The organism is Agrobacterium sp. MCAB5, assembly GCF_052114365.1.
Lineage (GTDB): Bacteria > Pseudomonadota > Alphaproteobacteria > Rhizobiales > Rhizobiaceae > Agrobacterium > Agrobacterium tumefaciens.
The window spans coordinates 429,321-452,775 of record NZ_JBFREP010000003.1; the positions used below are offsets into that span (position 1 = coordinate 429,321).

The following is a 23,455-nucleotide window of genomic DNA, read 5'->3' on the forward strand; positions in this document are numbered from 1 at the left end:
CGGCTTTTTGAAAAGCCGGGGTGTATTTTTCAAAGGTTACTTCACGTTCGCGCCGACGACGCTGTCCCAGCCGCCGGTAACGGCGGCCTTGTTGGCGTCGACATCTTCGAGCGTCGGGAAGATTGCCTTTTCATAGGCTGCTGCCGGCGGCAGGCTGTCGATCAGTTCCTGCGGAACCTTGCCGGCCTTGACCATCGCGTTGAAGCGGATCGGGTGGCAATAACCCTTCAGCCAGCCGAGCTGACCGTCGTCGGAATAAAGATGTTCCATCCAGAGCTTGGCAGCGTTCGGATGCGGGGCGTAAGCGGAAATGCCCTGAACGTAAACGCCAGCCAGAACGCCTTTTTCCGGAACCACGACTTCCGTGGGCGGGTTGTCGTTCAGCGTCTTCTTCCAGGAGAGCGCGTTATAGTCCCAGGCGACGATGATCGGGGTAGCACCCTGTGCCAGCGTGCCGGCCTTGCCGATGACTGGCAGGAAGTTGCCAGCCTTGTTGAGCTCGGCGAAATATTTCAGGCCTGCCTCACCGGCTTCCTTGCCGGACTTCGCACCGCTGGCAAGACCGGCGGCGAGAACGCCGAGGATAGCCTGGTTGGAAGCGCGCGGATCGCCGGCAAGCGCTACCTGACCGGAATATTCCGGCTTCTGCAGGTCGGCCCAATCCTTCGGCACGTTCTTGACGAGGTCCTTGTTCACGAAGAAGGACATCACGCCGTAATAGTCGCCGTACCAGTAACCTTCCGGATCCTTGACGTTGTCAGGGATTTCGTCCCAGGTGGAGACCTTGTAAGGCTGCAGCAGGCCTTCGGCCTTCATCTGCGGGCCGAAAGCGAGACCGACGTCGACAACGTCAGGAGCCTGCGGGCCCTTGTTGTCCTTGTTCGCCTTTACCGCTTCAACTTCATCGGCAGAGCCGGCGTCGGGGTTGAGTTCGTTGACGGTGATTTCCGGATATTTCGCCTTGAAAGCGGCGATGACGTCGCCGTAACCACACCAGTCGTGCGGCAGCGCGACGGTGGTCAGCATGCCTTCCTTCTTGGCGGCAGCGATCAGTTCGGCGCTTGGCGCAGCGGCAGCGATCGCGGTGGAGGCCATTACCAGAGCGGTGGTGGCAGCAAGCAGTCGACGGCAATGAGAGATCACTTTTTTCTCCTCTTCGTGTTCTCGTATTACGGACGCTGATACGGATTCTGGATGAAGCTAATGTGACGGCTGGATTGCAATTTATTTATCCGGATTCCGTCACTTTACGCCCATTTTCCGCCATCACCCGGCTTTGTGCCTGCAATCGCGGGGTAATCCCATCATCATTCGTGTTGGACAGATATGTTCCCCAGCTTGTTTTTATCCCGCTTTATCGCGCTGGTAGCGATTTCAGGTATCCAATCAGCCGGCGGTTTCCGCGTCAAGCACTGTGCCGGCTACTAATGTTCATGTCCGGTCCGGTCTGCGGAACAGACGCGTCTGCTCGAACAGGCCTTCCAGCGCGTTCATGCGCTCCTTGGTTTCATCCCAGGTGCTGCTCTGCACCGCTTCGATCAGCGCTTCGACGACAAACAATGTAACGACCGATGAATCCCATGCCGAGGGGGCTTCGATCTTCACACGGAAGGTGTGCAGCGCGTGGCGCGCCACCGGCGATGTCCATTGATCCGTGAAAAGAATGATCTGTACGCCGTTTGCCTTCGCCACCTCGGCAAGCGTCGTCATGTCGTGCTCATAGCGGCGGATGTCGAAGATTACCAGCACATCGCCGGCGCTCATATTCAACATATATTGAGGCCAGGCGCTGGAGTTGGACGACATCAGCGTCGTCTTCGGCCGGATCACCTGCATATGCGTGAAAAAATATTCGGCAATCGCGCCGGTGATGCGCCCGCCGACGAAATAGATGCTGCGTTTGCGGTCCGAGAGCAGCCTTGCGGCATTGTCGAAGACCGCGGTGTCGAGATCGCTCAAAGTGTCGCGCAGATTGCCCGTTATGGCGTCGGCGAAACGGTTGAGAATATGCAGACCCGGCGCATTGGTTGCCCAGCGGTCATGTTTGGCAACCGGGCCGGAGATCGTCGCTTCCAGTTCCTGGTGCAGATGGGCCTGAAACTCCGGGTAACCTTTGTATCCGAGCTTCTGCACCATGCGCGCCACCGTCGGCGTCGAAACACCGGCATTTTCGGCAATCGTGGTGATGCTGCCGAGGCCCGAGACGGGGTAGTTGCCGAGAAGGCTCTCCGCCAGCCGTTTTTCCGAACGGGTCAGCGCGTCATAGTGGGCATGGATGACATCCGACACGGTGGCCGTCGTACTGCGCAAATCTTTCCCCTTCCGGTCTTTTTGCCGGTGTATTGGCGAATATAAGCATCTGTGCCAGCTATCGAGTCAATGGGGAAAATGAAGAGAAAATTTCAAAATTCCATTTGACACTCGCGATAATGTGAAGAATTCTTTTCGTCATCGGCGGAATGGCAGGTTTCGGGGCGGGATGCGTGCATGACGGTGCGTTCACGGTTTTTCACGGAAGCGGAAGGACAGGCTGTCGGCGTCGAGAACGCCGCAGCAAAGGGCGACGTCGTTCTGGTCTGCGAACATGCTTCAGCCACCATACCGGAAAAACTCGGTACGCTCGGTCTTTCGCCGGACGTGCTTTCGAGCCATGCGGCCTGGGATCCGGGCGCCTTGGCGGTTGCAAGGCTGCTTTCGCAGAAGCTTGATGCCACGCTCATTCATCAGCGGTTTTCGCGCCTGGTCTATGATTGCAACCGGCCGCCGGAATCGCCTTCTGCCATGCCGGTCAAAAGCGAGATTTACAATATTTCCGGCAATCTCGATCTGAGCGAGGCGGAACGGTTTGCCCGAACCTCGGCGCTTTACGTGCCGTTTCACGACCGTGTCAGTGAGATTATTGCCGAGCGGCAGGACCGCGGCCGCGAGGTGGTGGTGGTGACCATTCACAGTTTCACGCCGGTCTATCACGGTCAGTTCCGTGAAGTGCAGATCGGCATCCTGCACGATACTGACAGCCGGCTGGCCGATGCGATGCTGGTGGGCGCCGAGGGTTCTGCGCTCACGGTAAAGCGCAACGATCCCTACGGTCCGGAAGACGGTGTAACGCATACATTGCGGCTGCATGCGCTGCCGGACGGACTTTTGAACGTCATGATCGAGATCCGCAACGATCTGATCGCCAATGAAGGAGACCAATCGGCAATTGCCGATTTTCTCCACGAGCTTATGGGGAAGGCGCTCTCATCAATCGATGAGTGAGGGAGCAATGGGGCGGCTTATGGTGAAAACACCGCGGCCGACCGTCAATGAGACTGCCGCAATCGACAAAAGCCGGAACGGCATGAAGCGGCAAGGGAACAGCAGATGCGTGCGGCGCAGTGCGGGAAACCTCCCGGGCGATGCCGGAAACTGGGGGCACAATCGGCCAATAACGGCTGGCTGGCTTTTTTTTCTATTAAGGAGAGAAGGGCATGGACGGTTCATCATCAGGCGTCAGCTACAAGAAGGCTGATGCATCCTATTTCGAAAAACGTGGACTATCCCGATACGCGGGCGTGTGGTCGCTGTGGTCGCTTGGCGTCGGCGCGGTCATATCAGGGCATTTTTCCGGATGGAATTTCGGCTTTTCCACCGGCGGCTGGGGCGGCATGCTGGTGGCGGGCATCATTATCGCCATCATGTATCTCGGGCTGACATTCTCGATTGCGGAAATGAGCCCGGCGCTGCCGCACACGGGTGCCGCCTATTCCTTCGCCCGCACGGCCATGGGCCCGTGGGGCGGTTTCGTCACCGGACTTTGCGAGAATGTCGAATATGTGCTGACGCCGGCGGTCGTCGTTACCTTCATCACCGCCTATGTGAACTCCATTCTCGGCCTCGATCCGGCCTATTCACCCTTCGTGTGGATAGCCTTCTACGCGATCTTCCTTGCTCTCAACGTCTTCGGACTTGAGCTTTCTTTCAAGGTCACCCTGGTCATCACGCTGATTTCACTCGGCGTTCTGGTGTTCTTCTGGGTCAGCGCCATTCCGAACATGGATTTTTCGCGTTACGCGCTTAATATCGGTGTCGGACCCGACGGTAAGGCTGTGGAGCTGCCGGAAGGCAACGGTTCCTTTTTCCCATTCGGTTTTTCGGGCGTTCTTGCCACGCTGCCTTTTGCGGTCTGGCTGTTCCTCGCCATCGAGCAGCTGCCGCTGGCGGCTGAAGAATCCGTTGATCCGAAACGCGATATGCCCAAGGGTATCATTCTCGGTGTCATCACGCTGATGGTTTCGGCCTTCATGATCGTGTTGCTGAACCCGTCACTACCGGGCGTCGGCGCCTTTCATCTCAGCTCTTCGCTTGAACCGCTGCTGGATGGCTTCAAGGCGATCTACGGCGATGGCGGCGTGGTGCTGCTCGGTCTCGTGGCGCTGACCGGCCTGATTGCCAGCTTCCATACGATCCTCTATGCGCAGGGCCGCCAGATCTATTCGCTGTCGCGTGCGGGTTACTTCCCGACAGTGCTGTCGATCACTCATTCGAAATACCGGACGCCATACGTTGCCAATATTGCCGGCGCGCTCGTCGGCCTTGCGGTCATGCTCGTCATCTGGTTCTCGCTGGGTGCGGAACAGGGCGGCAGCATCATCGGCAGCGTGCTTTTGAACATGGCCGTGTTCGGTGCGATGTTCTCCTACATCCTGCAGGCGATTTCCTTCATCCTGCTCAGGAAAAATCTGCCGCATATCGAGCGGCCGTTCCGCTCGCCCTTCGGCATTCCGGGCGCGGTGTTGACAATCATCATCGCCATCGTGACGCTGCTCTATCAGATCCAGGATCCGAACTTCACCAAGGGTGTGCTGTGGGTAGCCGTATGGTTTGCGGTTGCGATTGCCTACTTCGCCTTTGTCGGACGCCATCGCCTCATCCTGTCGCCGGAAGAGGAGTTCGCGCTGGAGCACAAGCAGGCTGCCATGGCAGCGGCGGCTGCAAAGGCCTGATGCTCGAACTGACGGGCGGCCGCATACCGGCCGCCTGCTCGCCACATGAAAAGGGATGGACAAAATGACGAGCTATACATTCGACGCGCTGAAGATGGATGTGGCCGAAGGGCGCATCGACACGGTTCTGGCCTGCCTTGTCGACATGCAGGGGCGTCTGATGGGCAAACGGTTCCAGGCGGAGTTTTTCGTTGAAAGCGCCTTTGAGGAAACCCATAGCTGCAACTATGTGCTTGCCACCGACATGGAGATGGAAACCGTTCCCGGTTACAAATCCTCAAGCTGGGAAAAGGGCTATGGCGACTATACGCTGAAGCCCGACCTTTCGACGCTGCGGAAGGTGCCGTGGCTGGAAGGCACGGCGCTGGTTCTGTGCGATGTGCTCGATCACCACACCCATGAAGAAGTGCCGCATTCGCCGCGCGCGCTGCTGAAAAAGCAGGTGGCGCGGCTGGAGGCGATGGGGCTGAAGGCCTATATGGCCACCGAGCTCGAATTTTTCCTGTTCGACCAGACCTTCGATGCGGCACGCGCCAGCGGCTACAGGGACCTGAACCTCGCCAGCGGCTACAACGAAGACTATCATATCTTCCAGACGACCAAGGAAGAGGACGTCATGCGGGCGCTGCGCAAGGGCCTGCAGGGTGCGGGAATTCCGGTCGAGAATTCCAAGGGCGAGGCGTCTCCCGGTCAGGCGGAAATCAATGTGCGTTATGCCGAGGCGCTGACCATGGCCGACCGGCACGCCATCATCAAAAACGCCACCAAGGAGATCGCCTGGTCGAAGGGTAAGGCGGTGACGTTCCTTGCCAAGTGGAACTACAATGCCGCTGGCAGTTCCTCGCATATCCACCAGTCGCTGTGGAGCCTGGATGGCAAGCCGGCTTTCCTCGACAAGGATGGCGAACACGGCATGTCGGATGTGATGCGGCATTATGTTGCCGGGCTTCTGGCGCATGCCAGCGACATCACCTATTTCCTGGCGCCCTACATCAATTCCTACAAGCGGTTCATGGCTGGCACCTTCGCGCCGACCAAGGCGATATGGAGCCTCGACAACCGCACGGCAGGATACCGCCTTTGCGGCGCGGAAACCAAGGGCATCCGTATCGAGTGTCGTGTCGGCGGGTCGGATCTCAATCCCTATCTCGCCATGGCCGCCCTTCTTGCGGCGGGCATTGACGGCATTGAAAATAAACTCGAACTTGAGCCCGCTTTTGTCGGTGACGCCTATGGCGGGAAGGACGTGCGCGAGATACCCAAGACATTGCGCGACGCGACCGCCTTCCTGGACGGATCGAAAATGCTGCGTGAGGCCTTTGGCGACGACGTGGTCGATCACTATGTGCATGCCGCAAGGTGGGAGCAGGAAGAATACGACCGCCGCGTGACCGACTGGGAAGTGGCGCGCGGTTTCGAGAGAGCCTAATCATTACGGGAAAACATCATGACCATGATCCAGAATATCTCGCCCATCGACGGCTCGGTTTATGCCGAGCGGGAGGCGATGTCGCTGGAAGCGGCGCGCGCCGCCGTTTCGAAAGCGCGCAAGGCGCAGAAGGACTGGGCGCGACGTCCGCTTGAGGACCGCGTTCAGCTGGTTCTCAAAGGTGTGGCGCGCCTTAATGAAATGGTGGCCGAGGTGGTGCCGGAACTGGCGCATATGATGGGCCGCCCGGTTCGTTATGGCGGCGAGTTCAAGGGCTTCAACGAGCGCTCCAATTATGTCGCCTCCATTGCCGCGGATGCGCTGGCGCCGCTCGTCATCGAGGAAAGCGGCAATTTCGAACGCCGCATCGAGCGCGAAGCACATGGCGTGATCTTCGTCATCGCGCCGTGGAACTATCCCTACATGACGGCGATCAATACCGTTGCCCCGGCTCTGATGGCCGGCAACACAGTCGTCATCAAACATGCGGCGCAAACGCTTCTCGTCGGCGAGCGGATGGTGCGGGCTTTCGTCGAGGCGGGCGTGCCTGACGATGTCTTCATCAATGTCTTCCTCGATCACGGCACAACCTCGGCGCTGATTTCCGAGGGCCTGTTCAATTTCGTCAACTTCACCGGTTCGGTGGAAGGCGGCCGAGCTATTGAGCGCGCTGCTGCCGGCACCTTCACCGGTCTCGGGCTTGAACTCGGCGGCAAGGACCCCGGCTATGTGATGGAGGATGCTGATCTCGACGCTGCCGTCGATACGCTGATGGATGGCGCGACCTATAACTCCGGGCAATGCTGCTGCGGCATCGAGCGTATCTACGTCAACGAAAACCTCTATGACGCATTCGTCGAGAAGTCCGTGGCGTGGGTGTCCAATTACAAGCTCGGCAATCCGCTGGAACAGGAAACGACACTGGGGCCGATGGCCAACAAGCGTTTCGCCAAGGTGGTGCGCGCACAGATCGCTGATGCCGTCTCAAAGGGCGCCAAGGCTTTGGTCGATCCCAAGCTTTTCCCTGCCGATGACGGCGAGAGCGCTTACGTCGCTCCGCAAGTGCTCGTCAATGTCGATCATTCCATGGAGTTCATGACCGAAGAAACCTTCGGCCCCGCTCTTGGCATCATGAAGGTGAAGAACGACGACGAGGCCATCGCCCTGATGAATGACAGTAAATATGGCCTCACCGCCTCGCTCTGGACGCAGGATGCAGCGCGTGCCGGGCGTATCGGCCGTGAGATCGAAACCGGCACCGTGTTCATGAACCGTGCGGATTATCTCGATCCCGCGCTCTGCTGGACAGGTGTGAAGGAAACGGGCCGTGGCGGCTCGCTTTCCGTTCTCGGTTTCCAGAACCTGACCCGACCGAAATCCTACCATCTGAAGAAAGTCACGAAATGAATATCGTCGCCAACTGGAGCTATCCCACCGCCGTCAAGCTTGGCCGTGGCCGGATCAAGGAACTGGCGGAAGCCTGCAAGACGCTCGGCATCAAGAAGCCGCTTCTCGTCACGGATCGCGGCCTTGCCAATATGGCGATTACCGCGCATGCGCTCGATGTACTGGAAGAGGCTGGGCTCGGCCGGGCGATCTTCGCCGACGTCGATCCGAACCCCAACGAAATCAACATGGAAGCCGGCGTAAAAGCCTATCGCGATGGCGGCCATGACGGCGTCGTCGCCTTCGGCGGTGGTTCCGGCCTCGATCTTGGCAAGACCATCGCATTCATGGCCGGGCAGACGCGCCCGGTCTGGGATTTCGAGGATATCGGTGATTGGTGGACGCGGGCGGACGCCTCGAAGATTGCGCCCATCGTCGCGGTTCCGACGACGGCGGGCACCGGTTCGGAAGTTGGCCGCGCCAGCGTCATCACCAATTCGCAGACCCATGTGAAGAAGATCATCTTCCATCCGAAGCTTTTGCCCGGTGTCGTCATCTGCGATCCGGAGCTTACAGTCGGCATGCCGAAGGTCATCACGGCAGGCACGGGCATGGACGCCTTTGCCCATTGCCTCGAAGCCTATTCGTCGCCGTTCTTCCATCCGATGAGCGCCGGCGTTGCGCTTGAAGGCCTGCGTCTGGTCAAGGAATTCCTGCCACGCGCCTATAAGGACGGCACGGATATCGAAGCGCGCACCAATATGATGGCGGCGGCTGCGATGGGGGCGGTTGCCTTCCAGAAGGGTCTCGGCGCCATTCACTCGCTCTCGCATCCGATCGGCGCTGTCTATAACACCCATCACGGCATGACCAATGCCGTGGTCATGCCTGCCGTCCTGCGTTTCAACCGCCCGGCCATCGAAGACAAGATTGCCCGCGCTGCCGCATATCTCGGCATTTCGGGCGGTTTCGATGGTTTCTATGATTATGTGCTGGAGCTTCGCAAGGAACTCGGCGTGCCTGATAACCTGACCGCCATGGGCATTAAGCCTGACCGCATCGACGAACTGGCGGCAGAAGCGATCAAGGATCCGAGCTGCGGCGGCAATCCGGTGCCGATGACGCTGGAGAATACCAGGAAATTGTTTGAGGACTGCTTTTAAAGGGTAGTTATGGCAGCCATGAGATTTTCAGTTTTTTCGCCATTGCTCGCAGTGGCGTTTCTAAGCCTGCCCCTTGTGGCGCAGGCCGCTTCTTTCAGGGAACTTTCCGGTCAAGGTTACAAAGTCGGAGCTCTGTCGAGCAATAAGGCGGGAATCCGGGGATGGAATTTGTCCAGGGGTTCAGACCGCTATTTCTGTGAAATGCGCGCGACTATGGCGTATTCTGGAAAGAAAGGCATGGTGTCCTTCACCAGCGCCGGACGCATGATTACGCTTGATCGTGCAACCGTTGAGAAAAGGCTGGGCAGTTCCCTGAACTTGCCGAAGTACGAGGATCTAAAAGCCGGCCGCCTGCGCGCGGACGATGTGGGTTCCTGCCGAAAGCTGGGGTGATCAATCAGATGGCAAAAGCCCGCGATTTATCGCGGGCTTTTTGTTGTCCACACAAACGATCTTAGTCTTTTCTTAACCATGTTCGTTAAGGTTATGGAAAGCACCATGATTGGTTCGGTGCATGAATGAGCATGAAACGGCTCTGATCATCAGGGGATATCATGCCTGTCATTACTTTTGCCAACACCAAGGGCGGCGCGGGAAAAACAACTGCCGTATTGCTTCTGGCAACCGAACTTGCCCGCAGCGGCCACCGTGTGACGGTTCTGGATGCCGATCCGCAATTGTGGATTTCCCGCTGGCACGAATTATCAGGCGAGATCGAAAATCTCTCGGTAATTTCGCATTTGACGATGGCGTCTCTCGAGGGGCATATCCGCGAAAACAATGCCAATACCGACTGTTTCATCATCGATCTGCCGGGAGCGAAAAACCCGCTTCTGACCATGGCGCTTGGTATTTCCGACCATGTGCTGATACCGGTGCAGGGCTGCGCTATGGATGCGCGTGGGGCTGCGGAGGTTCTTGACCATATCGAATTCCTGAACCGCAAGATGGGCAAGGCGATCGCCCACTCCATCGTGCTGACGCGGGTCAACGCCATGGTGGCGACCCGCTCGCTGCTGCTCGTCAAAATGCTGCTGGCCGAGAAAAACGTTTCGGTTCTGAATACGCCCATTGTCGAAAGAGCGGCTTATCGCGATATCTTCGATTATGGCGGAACGCTTCTCTGTCTCGACAAGGACAAGGTCAGCAATATCGACAAGGCCGTGGAGAATGCGAAAGCATTCGCGAGCGAGGTGCTAGGCCTTTTGCCGAAACGTCTATCGCGGTTCGGTACGCAACCCGCGCGCTTTTTCACCCGCAAGGCGGCTTGAAAACACTGCCAATGCCCGGACTGCTGGAGGTGCGGGCATTATTTTTGCTTGATTTGGAAATGATCATTTCCTATATTGCGATCATGACCGATACCAGCCACACCAATTCCCCGGAACAACGCCATCGCGGCAGGCCGCGCGAGTTCGATATCGACCGCGCGCTTGATGGAGCAATCCGTGTTTTTTCTAGGCGCGGGTATCACGCCACCTCTGTCGGTGATCTTACCGATGCGATGGAACTGGCGCAGGGCAGTCTCTACAAGGCTTTCAAGGACAAGAAATCCATCTTCATCGCGACGATGGAGCGCTACAGGACCTTGCAGACGAAGCGGTTTGAAGCCGCCGTTGCCGGTTTTGATACCGGTTACGAGCGTTTGCGAGCCGGCCTGATGTTTTATGCGGAACGGTCGCACGGTGCCACCGGTTCGGATGGATGCCTCGTGGTTGGCGCTGCCGCCGATCTCGCCGCACTGGACGACGATATCGCTGTCGTGGTCGAGCGGGCGGTGAAGGCGAGGGAGCGGATCGTTGCCCGGCTGGTGGCTGAGGGGCAGAGGGATGGTTCCGTGCAGTCGAAGACTGATCCCGATGATCTCGCCAGAGCGATGTTGTGCATGATGTACGGCATGCGGGTGGTGGGAAAGACCGGGCGCAGTTTGGAAGAGATGACGGCCGTGGTGGATATCGCCCTGAAACTTGCCGAATGATTTTGTGGTTATTTAGGAAACATTCGTTTCCATATTGGAGAAAATGATGACGACGCGTGTAGTTGAAGGGGAGGATGTTTACGAAACATCCATTTCCCCGGCCCTGACTTTTCTACTGGCTACCGCCTGCGGACTGATTGCGGCTAATCTTTATTATGGCCAGCCCCTTGCCGGCATCATCGGGGCGGAGCTTGGCCTGTCTGCCGGCGCAACCGGTCTGATCGTGACCCTGACGCAGATCGGCTACGGCGTCGGCCTGCTGTTCGTCGTGCCGCTTGGCGATCTGGTCGAGAATCGCAGGCTGGTCGTCAGCACCGTTTCGATGGCGGTGCTTGCGCTCCTAGCGGCGGCTTTTGCCCCGCATGCGGCACCTTTTCTGATTGCGGCCTTTCTGGTCGGTATCAGTTCGGTCGCGGTGCAGGTTATCGTTCCCTATGCGGCGCACATGGCGCCGCACGCTGTTCGAGGGCGGGTAGTCGGCAATGTCATGAGCGGATTGATGGCGGGTATCATGCTGGCGCGCCCGGTCTCCAGCCTCCTGTCGGAAGTGGTCTCCTGGCGCGGTGTGTTCCTGACGTCGGCTGGCGTCATGGCAATTCTCGCCGTTGTGCTCTATCGCCTTTTGCCCGTTCGTGTGCCTGAGGCAAGGCTGGGTTATGGGGCGTTGATGGCCTCCATGGGCAGGCTTGCCGCCCATACGCCTATCCTGCGGCGGCGGGCGATCTATCACGCCTTCCTGTTTGCTGCCTTCAGCCTGTTTTGGACAACGACGCCGCTTTATCTGAGCGGGCCGCATTTCAATCTCAGCCAGGGCCAGATTGCGCTGTTTGCCCTTGCCGGTGCAGCAGGCACCGTCGCCGCTCCGATTGCGGGGCGCATGGCTGACCGGGGCTGGACCTATGCCGCTACTTTTGCCGCGATGGTGGCAGCGGCGCTGTCATTCGCCGTCACGCATCTTGCGCCGGAAGGATCGCATCTGGCACTTGGCATTCTCGTGGTCTCCGCCATCGTTCTCGATTTCGGCGTCACCACCAATCTGGTGCTCGGTCAGCGCGCCATCTTCACGCTCGGGGCGGAATTCCGCAGCCGTCTGAACGGCGTCTACATGGCGACATTTTTCATGGGCGGTGCGATTGGCTCTGCCGTCGGCGGCTGGGCCTATTCCGTCGGGGAATGGGGTGCTGCGTCCTGGGTCGGCTTTGCTCTACCAGCGGCAGCGCTGCTTTACTTCCTGACTGAAAAGCGCGGATAACATTCATCAACGAAAAAGCCCGGCGGAATGACATCCGCCGGGCTTTTGCAATTCGTCTTCGCGGTCAAACCTATTCCGCGAATTCCACCACGACGCCGGGGCGGACCATTTTTGCCAGCTCCGTCGCATCCCAGTTGGTGAGGCGGATACAGCCGTGGCTGTTGGTCTTGCCGATCTTCGAGGGTTCCGGCGTGCCGTGGATACCGTAGGTCGGTTTGGAAAGGGCAATCCAGACCGTGCCAACTGGGCCGTTTGGACCGGGCGGAATTTGCAGGATCTTGTCGTTCTGGCCCTGCCTGAAGTTGATCTTCGGATTGTAGGTGTAACCCGGATTAAGCGCAATGCGCTCGACCGTGTGCGTGCCGCTTGGCGAAGGCGTGTCGGTAGAACCGATGGTGGCGGGATAAGCGGCGATCAGAGCGCCATCCTCTCCGTAAGCGAAGACCTGCTTGATGCCCTTATGCGCGACGATGCGGGCCACCTGTCCCTTTTTGGGTTCCCCGGGATTGACGACCTTGATGATGGTGCCGGGCACGGAGAAATCGATGCCGGGGTTCAGTTCTTTCAGATAGGTCTCGTCCATGTGGAAGCGTTCGGCCAACGCCTCCGACGTGGAGGTGAAGGAGAGGGCGGGTAGCTGCGACTTCTCGGCATAGTCATCCGGAATGGAGGCGACATAGGGGCCGGCTGCATCGGCTGCGGTGATCGTATAATCGACGATCGGCATGCCGCCGGAGGCGCGCAGACGCTCGAGAATGTCCTCGGAATTGTTCGGGTCGAGCTTTTCGCCGGTCATGTCCTGCCAGGCGGCAATCGCCTTGTTGACGTTGTCGCCCATCTTGCCATCGATCACGCCGGGCGAGATGCCTTCGCGGTCGAGGAAGGTCTGAAGTGCCACGATCTCCTGGCGAGACCTGTTGACCGGTGTGGTGACGGGCGTGTGGCGCTCGATCAGGTGCTGCGGCTGCGGAACGGCAGCCGTGGTGCTTTCTTCGGGCATCGGCTGGTTGAGCGGCGCGCTTTCGACAGCGCCCGGGCCGGGAACCGAGCCGGTATAGACATCGTCGCCGGAACCATTGCCGCGATATTCGCGGTAATCGCGCACGCTTCCATTATCCTGATAACCGTAATCGCGCTGCGGCTCACGATATTCACCGCCGGGGGCCGGGGGATAATAGGTGGTGTCGCGTTGCTGTACCTGTTGCCGCTGCTGATAGCCTGACGGCATTTCAGTGGCCAGCAGATTGCCGTACCGGTCATAAAATACCGTGCGGCCCATATTGTCGCGACTGATGACGATGTCGCCACGTTGGGGCACGAAATCGAGAACACGGCCATCCGGCGTCACCAGAACCGGCTGTTCCTGATAGCCATAACGCTGCTGCGCGCCAGCCTGTAGAGGCGCGCAAACCGCCGCCAAGGCAATCGCCAGACCCAGAGCTGCGTTAACAAACTGTTTCACGATTCTGCTATCCCTTACTTCGTTCACCGATAAACACACCGTAATCTTGACCCTATTGTGAAAAAGGTGAATTCACGGTTAAAGCAATCTTAATTTACGTCACGGTTAGTAGCGTTTCCGTGATTATTGCGCTTTTACTGCCACAGGGAGGTTGTCTTGCGTTCGTTTCAGGCCGGCAAATCGCCACGCATTTTCCTCGATGAAACCTCCGTTTTCGATATTGGCGCCTGTGTTGTCGATGGTATCGACATCGCGCCCGGCCGTGCCATTCCAGATGATGGCGATCCGCGCATCGACCATTCGCTGGAAGGCTTTCTGTTCACCTGCGGTCCCGATCATATCCGCCATCCCGAACCGATCGGCGGTGAGGGCGAGGGGCGTCGATATCCTTTGCATGGGTCCTTCTCCGCGCATCCCGCCAAGATAGTTGCCTTCGACGTTCATGAGTCCAATGCATTGGCGCGTGCCGAGGTTCCCGTGAGCCTTGCCGATGGCGGCACGGCCCTTCTCGAGCGGACATGGCGCATCGATGGCGAAAGCGGCGAAGTGAGCCTCGATGACCGGATCGTCAATACGAGTTCGCGGCCGATCCCGGTCTTTCTGATGTACCACATGAATGTCGGCGCGCGGCTGTTTGACGAGGCCGTTCGGCTGGAAGGTGCCATGCTCGATGGCGGTGGTCATGGCTGGCGCTTTGGCGAGGAGCCAGGCACGGTGTTCTGTGTACCCGCCGGTCAGGACGAATGGGCGGAAATTGCGCTCGGTCCGATTGCCGCAATTGGCGGCAAGACGCTGAAAGTACGTTTCGGCACGGAGACGTTGCCCCATCTGCAGATGTGGCGGAACCAGAAGGATCCGGCCAATGTGCTTGGCATCGAACCGGTTTCGCACCGCTGGGTGGGGCGCGGCGAGCTTGAGGCCGCCGGCGAGTTCAATATGCTGCAGCCGGGCGAAAGCCGCTCCTATGGTCTTCGCTTTTCCATCCTCTGAATAGGCGACTGAATGGTGTACCGAATGAAGGCGCCGCATCATTGACGCAAGAGTTTTGAGCCCTTACATCGGATGCGGATTTCAGACAGTGGCGACAGCGTGCCAGCGGCGCCAAGGCGCCGGTTTAAGCGGAGGCATTATTATGGATATCAGGCGCATAGACGACGAATATTCGGTCACGGGACAGATCAGCGTTGCCGATCTCGACGAGGTCAAGGCGCTCGGCTTCAAGTCGATCGTCTGCCACCGCCCTGACGGCGAAGAAGAAGGCCAGCCGCTTTTCGCCGATATTGCCGAGCGTGCCGAACAGCTTGGCCTGACCATCGTGCATGTACCGGTTGGCCGCTACGGCGTCGATGCGGATGCGGTTACCGGCATGGTGGATGCGCTTGACGAATTGCAGCGCCCGATGCTCGGCTATTGCCGTTCCGGCGCGCGCTCGACCGCGATCTACGAAAAGACCCACCACCTGCGCGGCTGATTTTCCGCGGATAATTCGATTTTCTAAAGCCAATCAACAGGAGTTTTCCATGACCATCAAGCGTATCGAACCGGGCAAGCGCATGAGCGGCGCCGTCATCCACGGCAACACCGTTTATCTGGCCGGCCAGGTCGGTGAGGGCGTGTCCGTGACCGATCAGAGCAAGTCGGCGCTGGCTGAAGTCGATCGTCTGCTGGCCGCTGCCGGTTCAGACAAGTCGAAGATCCTGCAGACCATCATCTACCTCTCCGACATGTCCACCTTCGGCGAAATGAACGCCGTCTGGGAAGGCTGGATCGACCCGGCAAACCCGCCGGCCCGCGCCACCAGCGAAGCGGCGCTTGCTACTCCGGACTACAAGGTTGAGTTCATCGTTACCGCTGCTCTCTGAGTAACGGTTTGATTTTGAGAAAGGCCGGGTTGCGGAATGCAGCCCGGCCTTTTTTGTTGGGAAAATTCGAAACGCTCGTTTTGTCATCCTCGGGCTTGCCCCGAGGATCCAATCACGTATCGCAAATTGATAGGTAGCAGATGCTCGGAACAGGCCCGAGCATGACGGAGGAGAGGCGATTGTCTCAGGTTTGTGAATCGCTTGCGCCCTTCATTTCAGAAGCTAAGCAAGCGCCTTCTCAAGCTGCTTCAACGTCTTCACCCGTTCTGCAAACCACAGCCGTGCCAGGTCGTTGGCTGAGGCGAGGTCGATACCATCAGGGTCTATGGAAGTGATTTTCCAGCGTGCGGTTTTCGCACCCGCAAGAGCGGCCAGCCGTGATGCCTCGCCCTTGATGGCGTTGAGGCGCGCGGCCTCGTCTGCTGCCGCAGCCATCAGCTGTTCCGCGCCGGAAAGGTCACTGCGCAGATCGGCAGGTGTGATGTTGCTGGCGTTGCGGGCAGGGCCACCATTGATCTGCACGCCCTCTGTCCGCAGCCGGTAGAGCCTTGTATCGGGAAGAGAGAGGTAGAGTTTTGCCTTGGGATAGCGGTCGATGTAGCGCTGTCTGGCAAGCGGCACTTCTTCCGGATCGATCAGTTCCGCCTTGCCTACCAGTGTCAGCCGGGCCAGCGTAAGCGCGTCACCCTTGCCGAAGGGGGCAAGTGTCAACGAGATACGCGGGTCGGCCTCCATGTTTCGGGCATGCAGCGTCAGGCCCGCCGCGAAGAAGAACGGCGTACCATCCGGCTCGATCCCGATATTGGTGGCGGTCGTATAGGGATAACCGCTGACCGGGTCGACGGTCGCGAGCGCCGCAGTGCGGGATGTGTGCAGGACATCGCGTGCCACGCGCACGGCCTCGAATGGCGCACCAGCCGAAGGTTCGATCTTTGCGCCACGTGGGGTGATGACGGGAGGGGCTGCATCCGGCATGTCGTTTCCTAACCTGTATGTTCTAGTCAGGATTTACACCATGCCGGAGCCATGTCCATGCGCAATATCAGGTCCGGCTTCTGATCTGGGTCAGCGTGCGGGTTGGCGTGATCGCTTCGGCATCCAGCTTCACCTCGATGATGGCGGGCTTGCCGCTTGCCCGGGCGCGTTCGAAGGCGGCGGCGAAGTCTTGCGTTTTTTCGACCGTTTCGCCGTGGCCACCATAGGCCTTGGCGAAGGCCGCGAAATCCGGGTTGACGAGATCGGTGCCGCTGACGCGGCCGGGATATTCCCGCTCCTGATGCATGCGGATCGTGCCATAGGTGCCGTTATTGACCAGCACGGTGATAATAGGCAGTCCATACCGCACGGCGGTGATGAATTCCTGCCCATGCATCATGAAGCAGCCATCACCGGCAAAGCAGATCACCTCGCGCTCGGGAAACAGGTGCTTGGCGGCGACAGCCGCCGGCAGGCCGTACCCCATCGAGCCGGAGGTCGGCGCCGATTGAGTGTTGAAGCGGCGGAAGCGGTGGAAGCGGTGTACCCAGGTGGCATAGTTGCCCGCGCCATTGGTGAAGATGGCATCATCCGGCACGTTGGCCTCGATCCAGTCCATGATCGGACCCATCTGCACCGCGCCCGGACCGGTCTGCGGCGGTGTCGACCAGGTGAGGTAAGCCGAATGCATGGTGGCCGTGCGGTCCGCCCAGGCGGCGTTATCGGGGAGCGTTACGGAAGAAAGGGCGGCGACGAAATCATCCGGTGAGGCGCAGATTGCGAGATCGGGGCGATAGACGCGGCCAAGCTCTTCGGCTTCCGGGTAGATGTGGACAAGTTTCTGCGACGGGTAGGGAATGTCGATCAGCGTGTAGCCGGAGGAAGGCATTTCCGAGAGGCGACCGCCGAGCAGCACCACGAGGTCGGCTTCCTTGATTTCCTTCGCCAGGGCCGGGTTGATGCCGATGCCGACATCGCCCGCGTAAGATGGGCTCAAGTGATCGAACAGCATCTGGCGACGGAAGGAGCAGCCGACGGGCAGTTTGTTCCTTTCGGCAAAAGCCGTGAAGCTTGCGACGCTTTCTTCGGACCAGCGTGTGCCGCCGATGATGAAGATTGGCCGCTTGGCCTCGCCCAGCATTTTTGAGAAAGCGGCGATCTGCGACGGGCCGGGATGCGCTTCGACCGGGGTATAGGGCTTTGCCTCGGGGGCTTCAACCTCTTCAACCAGCATGTCTTCGGGTAACGTCAGCACCACGGGGCCGGGGCGGCCGGAGGTGGCGACGGCAAAGGCGCGGGTGACGAATTCCGGAATGCGGCGCGCATCGTCGATCTCGCCCACCCATTTGGCGAATTCGGTAAAGGCGCGGCGATATTCCACTTCCTGAAACGCCTCACGCTCGCGGGCTTCGCGCTGTACCTGGCCGATGAACAGGATCATCGGAATGGAATCCTGCCTTGCGATATGCAGGCCGGCCGAGGCGTTGGTTGCGCCGGGACCGCGCGTTACCATGCAGATGCCGGGTTCGCCGGTCAGCCTGCCCCAGGTGTCGGCCATCATGGCAGCGCCGCCTTCCTGGCGGCAGACCACGGTTTCAATGCCGCTTTCATAGAGCGCGTCCAGCACCGCCAGATAGCTTTCACCGGGAACGCAGGAAACGCGGGAGACGCCATTGGCTTTCAGCGCTTCGACGATCAGTTGTCCGCCTGTTCTTTTCATTCCGGTTGCTTTCATGGCGTCGTGGTCCTTTCGATGTTTTCCAGTTCGGCCAGCACTTGCGCCTGATGCTCGCCAAGCTTCGGGCTCGGGCGTTCGTAACGCAGCGGCGTCTGTGACATGATAATCGGTGTCCGCACACCGGGGATGACGGTGCCATCCTGCGCCTCGAGATCAACACGCAGGCCGCGTGCCTGAACCTGTGGATCGGCGAACATTTCCTCGATGGAGTTGATTGGCCCGGCCGGTACGGCGTTCTGCTCGCAAGCGGTCAGAAGATCGCGCTTCTGCCATTTCAGCGTTTCGGTGGAAATGATCTGCCGCACCTCTGCCTTATGCGCCACGCGCGCCTTGTTGGTGGCGAAACGTTCGTCATCGGCGGTCGCCTCGATTCCGAGGATCTTGCAGAGACGGCGGAACTGGCCGTCATTACCGACGGCCAGGATGAGAAAACCATCCTCTGTCGGCATGACCTCGTAGGGTGAGATATTCGGATGGGCGTTGCCGAGCCTGACGGGGGCATTGCCGGAAATCAGGTAATTCATATTCTGGTTGGCGAGCACGGCCGACTGCACGTCCAGAAGCGCCATGTCGATATGCTGGCCTTCACCTGACCGCATGGCGTGGATCAGCGCGGCCTGAATCGCTGACACGGAATAGATGCCGGTGAAGATATCGGCAACGGCAACGCCCGCCTTCATAGGCTGACCGTCGGGTTCGCCGGTGATCGACATGAAGCCGGACATGCCCTGCACGATATAGTCGTATCCGGCGAAATCGGCATAGGGCCCGGTCTGGCCGAAGCCGGTGATGGAGCAGTAGATCAGCTTCGGATTGAGAACCCTGAGACTCTCATAGTCGAGGCCATATTTGGCAAGCCCGCCGCGTTTGAAATTCTCGATGACAACATCGGCGGTGCGCACGAGCCGCCGTACCAGTTCGCAGCCTTCCGCCGTCTTGAGATCGGCGACGATGGAGCGTTTGCCGCGATTGGTGGCATGGTAATAGGCGGCGGAGAGGTTTTCACCATCTGCGCTTTCGACAAAGGGCGGACCCCATGCGCGGGTATCGTCTCCACCTTCAGGGTTCTCGACCTTGATGACATCCGCACCCATATCGGCCAGCATCTGCCCCGCCCAGGGACCGGCCAGAACACGCGCCAGTTCGATGACGCGAATGCCGGATAGTGGCGGTTTCCTGTTCGGCGTTTCGGTCATTTGTCCCCCGGTGGTTTCTGCTTGCCGGTTTATAGACGTCTCTCCGCATTGCCGCATGTGATTTTATCTCATGGACTTATTCCGTTTCGGCAAAGGCTCGTCAGTTGCCAACGATGCGGCTGCACCAGGCGGCGAAATCCGCAGCCACGGCTTGCCAGCCGATCTCGTTCAGGGTTTCGTGGCGCATGCCCCGATAGATCGTGTGCTCTACATGGCCGAAACCCGCTTCGCGGAAGCGTTCGGCAAGCCAGACGATCTCCTTGCCGTCATTGGTCGCGGCATCCTGATCGCCGCTGACAAGCAAAATCGGCAGCGTCTTCGGCAATCGTTCGATGAGCCTCGGCGCACGATAGGACAATTCAAAGACATCCTGCCACAGGGAGACGCTGGCCTCGAACTGGCAAAGCGGATCCTCCACATAAGCGTCCACCGCTACCCTGTCATGGCTCAGCCAATCCGCATGAGTGCGTTTTTCCGGCATTCTGGCATTCCAGGCACGGAAGGTTGCTTTGGGCAGGATGGCGCTCGGCACATCAGAGCCTTTCAGCATCTTTTCAAGGCGCAGCACGATCTGTGCAAGACGGCCCATGACACCGGGATTGAGGTTGGAATTCCAGATGGACAGACCATCAAAGGCATCCGGATGGCTGACGGCGGTGTTGAGCGCCACGAGGCCGCCCATGGAATGGCCGAACAGGATGACCGGCAGGCCGGGATGTCTTTCGCCGACCATCCGGCGCATCGCCATGACATCGGCAACGACCTTCTCGGCGCCGTCCTTCCAGGCGAAGCGACCGAGAGGCGCATCGGCAGCCTTTGTGCGGCCATGGCCACGATGATCGTGGGCATAGACCTCGAAACCCTGCTTTGCCATGACATCGGCAAAACGGCGGTAACGGCCGGCGTGCTCCACCAGGCCGTGGCAGATCATCAGCACGCCGCGCGCCGGAGAAAGGGCAGAGGGCTGGTGGCGAAAGGCGATGGATGCGCCTGATGGAGCGTCGAGCCTCTCAATCCGGCTGAACGTCAAGTCATCCGTCGTCTCATTCATGCTTTCGCCCGTGCCTGCCATGGTATCCCTTGTCATAATCATGGGGTCATAATCGTGCCAGAGGTTGCCCCAAGGTCCTATTTACCCTACATAGCGGCAAATTTCCCGATACGTACTCTTTAAAATCCGATGTGGAGCATTCGCTACAATGGCACGTCAATTCATCTATCACATGGCCGGGCTGAACAAGTCCTATGGCGCGAAGAAGGTTCTTGAGAACGTCCATCTCTCCTTCTATCCCGATGCCAAGATCGGTATCCTCGGTCCGAACGGTGCCGGTAAGTCGACCGTTTTGAAGATCATGGCCGGTCTCGACAAGGAATATACCGGTGAGGCCTGGCTCGCTGAGGGTGCGACGCTCGGTTATCTCGAGCAGGAGCCGAAGCTCGACGAAAACAAGACCGTGATGGAAAACGTCATGGAAGGTGTGGCGAGCAAGACGGCAATCGTCGACCGCTACAACGAGCTGATGATGAACTATTCCGACGAAACGGCGGATGAGGGCGCAAAGCTTCAGGACATCATTGACAGCCAGAACCTGTGGGATCTGGAAAATCAGGTCGAAATGGCCATGGATGCGCTGCGTTGCCCGCCTGGCGACTCGGCAGTAACCGGCCTTTCGGGTGGTGAGCGTCGTCGCGTGGCGCTCTGCAAGCTGCTGCTTTCGCAGCCTGACCTGCTGCTGCTCGACGAACCGACCAACCATCTTGACGCCGAAACCATCGCCTGGCTCGAAAAGCACCTGCGCGACTATCCCGGCGCCGTGATGATGATCACCCACGATCGCTACTTCCTCGACAACGTCACCGGCTGGATTCTCGAACTCGACCGTGGCCGTGGTATTCCCTACGAAGGCAACTATTCCGCCTATCTGCAGGCAAAAGCCAAGCGCATGCAGCAGGAATCCCGCGAAGACGCCTCGCGCCAGAAGGCCATCAGCCGCGAACAGGAGTGGATCGCTTCCAGCCCCAAGGCTCGCCAGACGAAGTCCAAGGCGCGTATCCGCGCTTATGACGAACTGGTGGAAGCCGCTGAAAATCGCCGTCCCGGCGACGCGCAGATCGTCATTCCGGTCGCAGAGCGTCTGGGCCGCGTCGTTATCGAGGCGGAAAACCTCACAAAGTCCTATGGTGACCGGGTTCTGATCGAAAACCTCACCTTCAAGCTGCCTCCGGGCGGCATCGTCGGCGTCATCGGCCCAAACGGTGCGGGTAAAACCACGCTGTTTCGCATGATCACCGGTCAGGAAAAGCCCGATAGCGGTTCGGTGACCATTGGTGAGACCGTGCACCTTGGTTACGTCGACCAGAGCCGCGATACGCTGGCGGGTGACAAAACCGTCTGGGAGGAAATCTCCGGCGGCAACGACATCATCAAGCTCGGCAAGTTCGAAACGAACTCCCGCGCTTATTGCGGCGCCTTCAACTTCAAGGGCGGCGATCAGCAGCAGAAGGTCGGCAACCTCTCCGGTGGTCAGCGTAACCGCGTTCACCTTGCCAAGATGCTGAAGGCAGGCGGCAACGTGCTGCTGCTCGACGAACCGACCAACGACCTTGATACGGAAACGCTGGCAGCGCTCGAAGAAGCGCTGGAAGCCTTCGCCGGTTGCGCCGTTATCATCAGCCACGATCGCATGTTCCTCGACCGTCTGGCCACTCACATCCTCGCCTTCGAGGGTGACAGCCACGTGGAATGGTTCGAAGGCAACTTCGAAGACTATGAAAAGGACAAGGTCCGTCGTCTCGGCCCGGAAAGCATCAAGCCCGGCCGCGTCAGCTACAAGCGCCTGACGCGCTAATCCTGTTCTCGGATCACTTCAGAAAGGCCCGCCCAAAAGCGGGCCTTTTTTGATGCAATAAATGGGGCTTAAGGGGAGAGCGTGGCAAATTGCGCTTGCATCTCGCGTGACGCCGACATAAAGATATCTTTATATGTTGATTAGATTGCAAGGTGCGGCAGACGTGGCGTTCGGTTTGGATAAATTGGTGGATCTCTTGAAGGCGGCCGGCGAGCCGACGCGCTTTCGCTTGCTGGCGCTTCTGGCGGCCGGCGATCTGACCGTCACCGATCTCACCGAAATTCTCGGCCAGTCGCAGCCCCGTATTTCCCGTCATCTCAAGCTTTTGACGGAAGAGGGGTTGATCGAGCGCTATCAGGAAGGCGCCTGGGCCTATTTCCGCCTGCGGCAGGATGGAGAGCCCGCCGTTGTTATCAGGCAGCTGCTGGGCGCCGCATCGCCCTCTGACGCCGTTCTCCAGCGCGACAGCGAACGCCTTGCCACCGTCAAGCGGGTAAGGGCGGAGCGGGCGCAGGATTATTTCAGCCGCAATGCCTCCGCCTGGGACGAGCTGCGCCGCCTGCATGTGAGCGACGAGGCCGTGGAAGGGGCATTGCTGAAGCTGGTCGGAACCACTCCGATCGACTCGCTGCTCGATCTCGGTACTGGCACGGGCCGCATCCTCCAGCTTCTGAGCGGTATCTATCGCCGGGCAATCGGTGTCGATGCCAGCCGCGACATGTTGTCGGTGGCGCGCTCAAATCTGGACAAGGCAGGCGTGGTCAATGCATCCGTTCGCCATGGCGATATTCTCAACCTGCCGCTGGAAGGCCAGGATTTCGATCTGATCGTCATCCATCAGGTTCTGCATTTTCTCGACCAGCCGGAGATAGCGCTTTCCGAAGCCGCCCGCATGCTGCGTCCCGGTGGCCGGCTGATCGTCATCGATCTTGCACCCCATTCCTTCGAGCATCTTCGCGACGAGCATGCGCATGTGCGGCTCGGCTTTTCGCATCCGCTTATGGATGAATGGCTGAAAAAGGCCGGGCTCGTGCTCGACCGTGCCGTCGATCTTCATTCTGAACGGGCGTCCGATGAATCCTTGGACGTCACGATATGGGTTGCCCGCGACCAGCGGCTGCTGATGGCAGACGATGTGGTGCAAGAGGCCGTTTTACTTGCTGCCGGGAGGGCATGA

The 23,455-nt window shown here is 59.2% G+C and carries 21 protein-coding genes; 14 read left to right on the forward strand and 7 right to left on the reverse strand.

Annotation, left to right across the window (positions count from 1 at the left end; genetic code table 11):
• Nucleotides 1-36 precede the first annotated feature (36 nt).
• Both AB4Z23_RS09770 and AB4Z23_RS09775 read right to left on the reverse strand, forming a co-directional pair.
• Entirely contained in the window at nt 37-1,143 is a 1,107-nt protein-coding gene (locus AB4Z23_RS09770) for an ABC transporter substrate-binding protein (protein ID WP_003513325.1), read from the reverse strand.
• Nucleotides 1,144-1,431: 288 nt separating this feature from the next.
• The gene (locus tag AB4Z23_RS09775; RefSeq protein WP_003513323.1) at nt 1,432-2,310 is read right to left on the reverse strand and encodes a MurR/RpiR family transcriptional regulator; all 879 of its coding nucleotides are present in this window, start codon (nt 2,308-2,310) and stop codon (nt 1,432-1,434) included.
• A 177-nt stretch (nt 2,311-2,487) separates the two neighbouring features.
• Between AB4Z23_RS09775 and AB4Z23_RS09780 the strand changes: the two genes are divergently transcribed.
• The 9 genes from AB4Z23_RS09780 (at nt 2,488) to AB4Z23_RS09820 (ending at nt 12,196) form a co-directional block, all read left to right on the forward strand.
• Nucleotides 2,488-3,261, forward strand: coding sequence for an N-formylglutamate amidohydrolase (locus AB4Z23_RS09780; RefSeq protein WP_421416608.1), 774 nt, complete (start codon nt 2,488-2,490; stop codon nt 3,259-3,261).
• A 212-nt stretch (nt 3,262-3,473) separates the two neighbouring features.
• A complete protein-coding gene (locus AB4Z23_RS09785; protein WP_003513319.1) occupies nt 3,474-4,988 on the forward strand; it encodes an amino acid permease in 1,515 nt (504 codons plus the stop codon).
• Between the two features lie 64 nt (nt 4,989-5,052).
• Nucleotides 5,053-6,417: a glutamine synthetase family protein gene (locus AB4Z23_RS09790; RefSeq protein ID WP_013636540.1), complete on the forward strand. Its 1,365-nt coding sequence runs from the start codon at nt 5,053-5,055 to the stop codon at nt 6,415-6,417.
• Nucleotides 6,418-6,435: 18 nt separating this feature from the next.
• Entirely contained in the window at nt 6,436-7,824 is a 1,389-nt protein-coding gene (locus tag AB4Z23_RS09795; RefSeq protein WP_421477157.1) for an aldehyde dehydrogenase family protein, read from the forward strand.
• Nucleotides 7,821-8,966, forward strand: a complete 1,146-nt coding sequence (locus tag AB4Z23_RS09800) for an iron-containing alcohol dehydrogenase (protein ID WP_003513312.1) — start codon at nt 7,821-7,823, stop codon at nt 8,964-8,966. The genes AB4Z23_RS09795 and AB4Z23_RS09800 overlap by 4 nt, the downstream gene beginning before the upstream one ends.
• Before the next feature lie 9 nt (nt 8,967-8,975).
• Nucleotides 8,976-9,359, forward strand: coding sequence for a hypothetical protein (locus tag AB4Z23_RS09805; RefSeq protein ID WP_112496394.1), 384 nt, complete (start codon nt 8,976-8,978; stop codon nt 9,357-9,359).
• 161 nt (nt 9,360-9,520) lie between these two features.
• Nucleotides 9,521-10,237: a ParA family protein gene (locus AB4Z23_RS09810; RefSeq protein ID WP_025594072.1), complete on the forward strand. Its 717-nt coding sequence runs from the start codon at nt 9,521-9,523 to the stop codon at nt 10,235-10,237.
• A 59-nt stretch (nt 10,238-10,296) separates the two neighbouring features.
• Nucleotides 10,297-10,944 (forward strand): TetR/AcrR family transcriptional regulator, encoded by a 648-nt coding sequence (locus tag AB4Z23_RS09815; protein WP_210248663.1) that lies wholly within the window; start codon nt 10,297-10,299, stop codon nt 10,942-10,944.
• A gap of 46 nt (nt 10,945-10,990) precedes the next feature.
• Nucleotides 10,991-12,196, forward strand: a complete 1,206-nt coding sequence (locus AB4Z23_RS09820) for an MFS transporter (protein WP_035198628.1) — start codon at nt 10,991-10,993, stop codon at nt 12,194-12,196.
• A 70-nt stretch (nt 12,197-12,266) separates the two neighbouring features.
• Here the strand turns inward: AB4Z23_RS09820 and AB4Z23_RS09825 are convergent, their stop codons facing one another.
• Complete coding sequence (locus tag AB4Z23_RS09825) at nt 12,267-13,658, reverse strand: L,D-transpeptidase family protein (protein WP_035198627.1); 1,392 nt, start codon at nt 13,656-13,658, stop codon at nt 12,267-12,269.
• A gap of 156 nt (nt 13,659-13,814) precedes the next feature.
• Here AB4Z23_RS09825 and AB4Z23_RS09830 point away from each other — a divergent pair, with 156 nt between their 5' ends.
• From AB4Z23_RS09830 to AB4Z23_RS09840, 3 genes are all read left to right on the forward strand, one after another.
• Nucleotides 13,815-14,648: an aldose 1-epimerase family protein gene (locus AB4Z23_RS09830; RefSeq protein WP_441360074.1), complete on the forward strand. Its 834-nt coding sequence runs from the start codon at nt 13,815-13,817 to the stop codon at nt 14,646-14,648.
• A gap of 142 nt (nt 14,649-14,790) precedes the next feature.
• Nucleotides 14,791-15,129, forward strand: a complete 339-nt coding sequence (locus AB4Z23_RS09835; RefSeq protein ID WP_003513297.1) for a TIGR01244 family sulfur transferase — start codon at nt 14,791-14,793, stop codon at nt 15,127-15,129.
• A gap of 49 nt (nt 15,130-15,178) precedes the next feature.
• Nucleotides 15,179-15,520 (forward strand): RidA family protein, encoded by a 342-nt coding sequence (locus tag AB4Z23_RS09840; RefSeq protein ID WP_003513295.1) that lies wholly within the window; start codon nt 15,179-15,181, stop codon nt 15,518-15,520.
• Nucleotides 15,521-15,742: 222 nt separating this feature from the next.
• Here the strand turns inward: AB4Z23_RS09840 and AB4Z23_RS09845 are convergent, their stop codons facing one another.
• From AB4Z23_RS09845 to AB4Z23_RS09860, 4 genes are all read right to left on the reverse strand, one after another.
• A complete protein-coding gene (locus tag AB4Z23_RS09845; RefSeq protein ID WP_441360075.1) occupies nt 15,743-16,495 on the reverse strand; it encodes a HugZ family pyridoxamine 5'-phosphate oxidase in 753 nt (250 codons plus the stop codon).
• A 67-nt stretch (nt 16,496-16,562) separates the two neighbouring features.
• On the reverse strand, nt 16,563-18,230 hold the full coding sequence (locus AB4Z23_RS09850; protein WP_065659179.1) for a thiamine pyrophosphate-binding protein: 1,668 nt from the start codon (nt 18,228-18,230) through the stop codon (nt 16,563-16,565).
• Complete coding sequence (locus tag AB4Z23_RS09855) at nt 18,227-19,429, reverse strand: CaiB/BaiF CoA transferase family protein (protein ID WP_003513290.1); 1,203 nt, start codon at nt 19,427-19,429, stop codon at nt 18,227-18,229. The genes AB4Z23_RS09850 and AB4Z23_RS09855 overlap by 4 nt, the downstream gene beginning before the upstream one ends.
• A gap of 100 nt (nt 19,430-19,529) precedes the next feature.
• On the reverse strand, nt 19,530-20,501 hold the full coding sequence (locus AB4Z23_RS09860) for an alpha/beta fold hydrolase (protein ID WP_421477242.1): 972 nt from the start codon (nt 20,499-20,501) through the stop codon (nt 19,530-19,532).
• 127 nt (nt 20,502-20,628) lie between these two features.
• On the opposite strand from AB4Z23_RS09860, the gene ettA reads away from it, so the two are divergent.
• Together ettA and AB4Z23_RS09870 are read left to right on the forward strand one after the other, a co-directional pair.
• The gene (gene ettA / locus AB4Z23_RS09865; RefSeq protein ID WP_003513287.1) at nt 20,629-22,278 is read left to right on the forward strand and encodes an energy-dependent translational throttle protein EttA; all 1,650 of its coding nucleotides are present in this window, start codon (nt 20,629-20,631) and stop codon (nt 22,276-22,278) included.
• Nucleotides 22,279-22,441: 163 nt separating this feature from the next.
• A complete protein-coding gene (locus AB4Z23_RS09870) occupies nt 22,442-23,455 on the forward strand; it encodes an ArsR/SmtB family transcription factor (RefSeq protein ID WP_019565268.1) in 1,014 nt (337 codons plus the stop codon).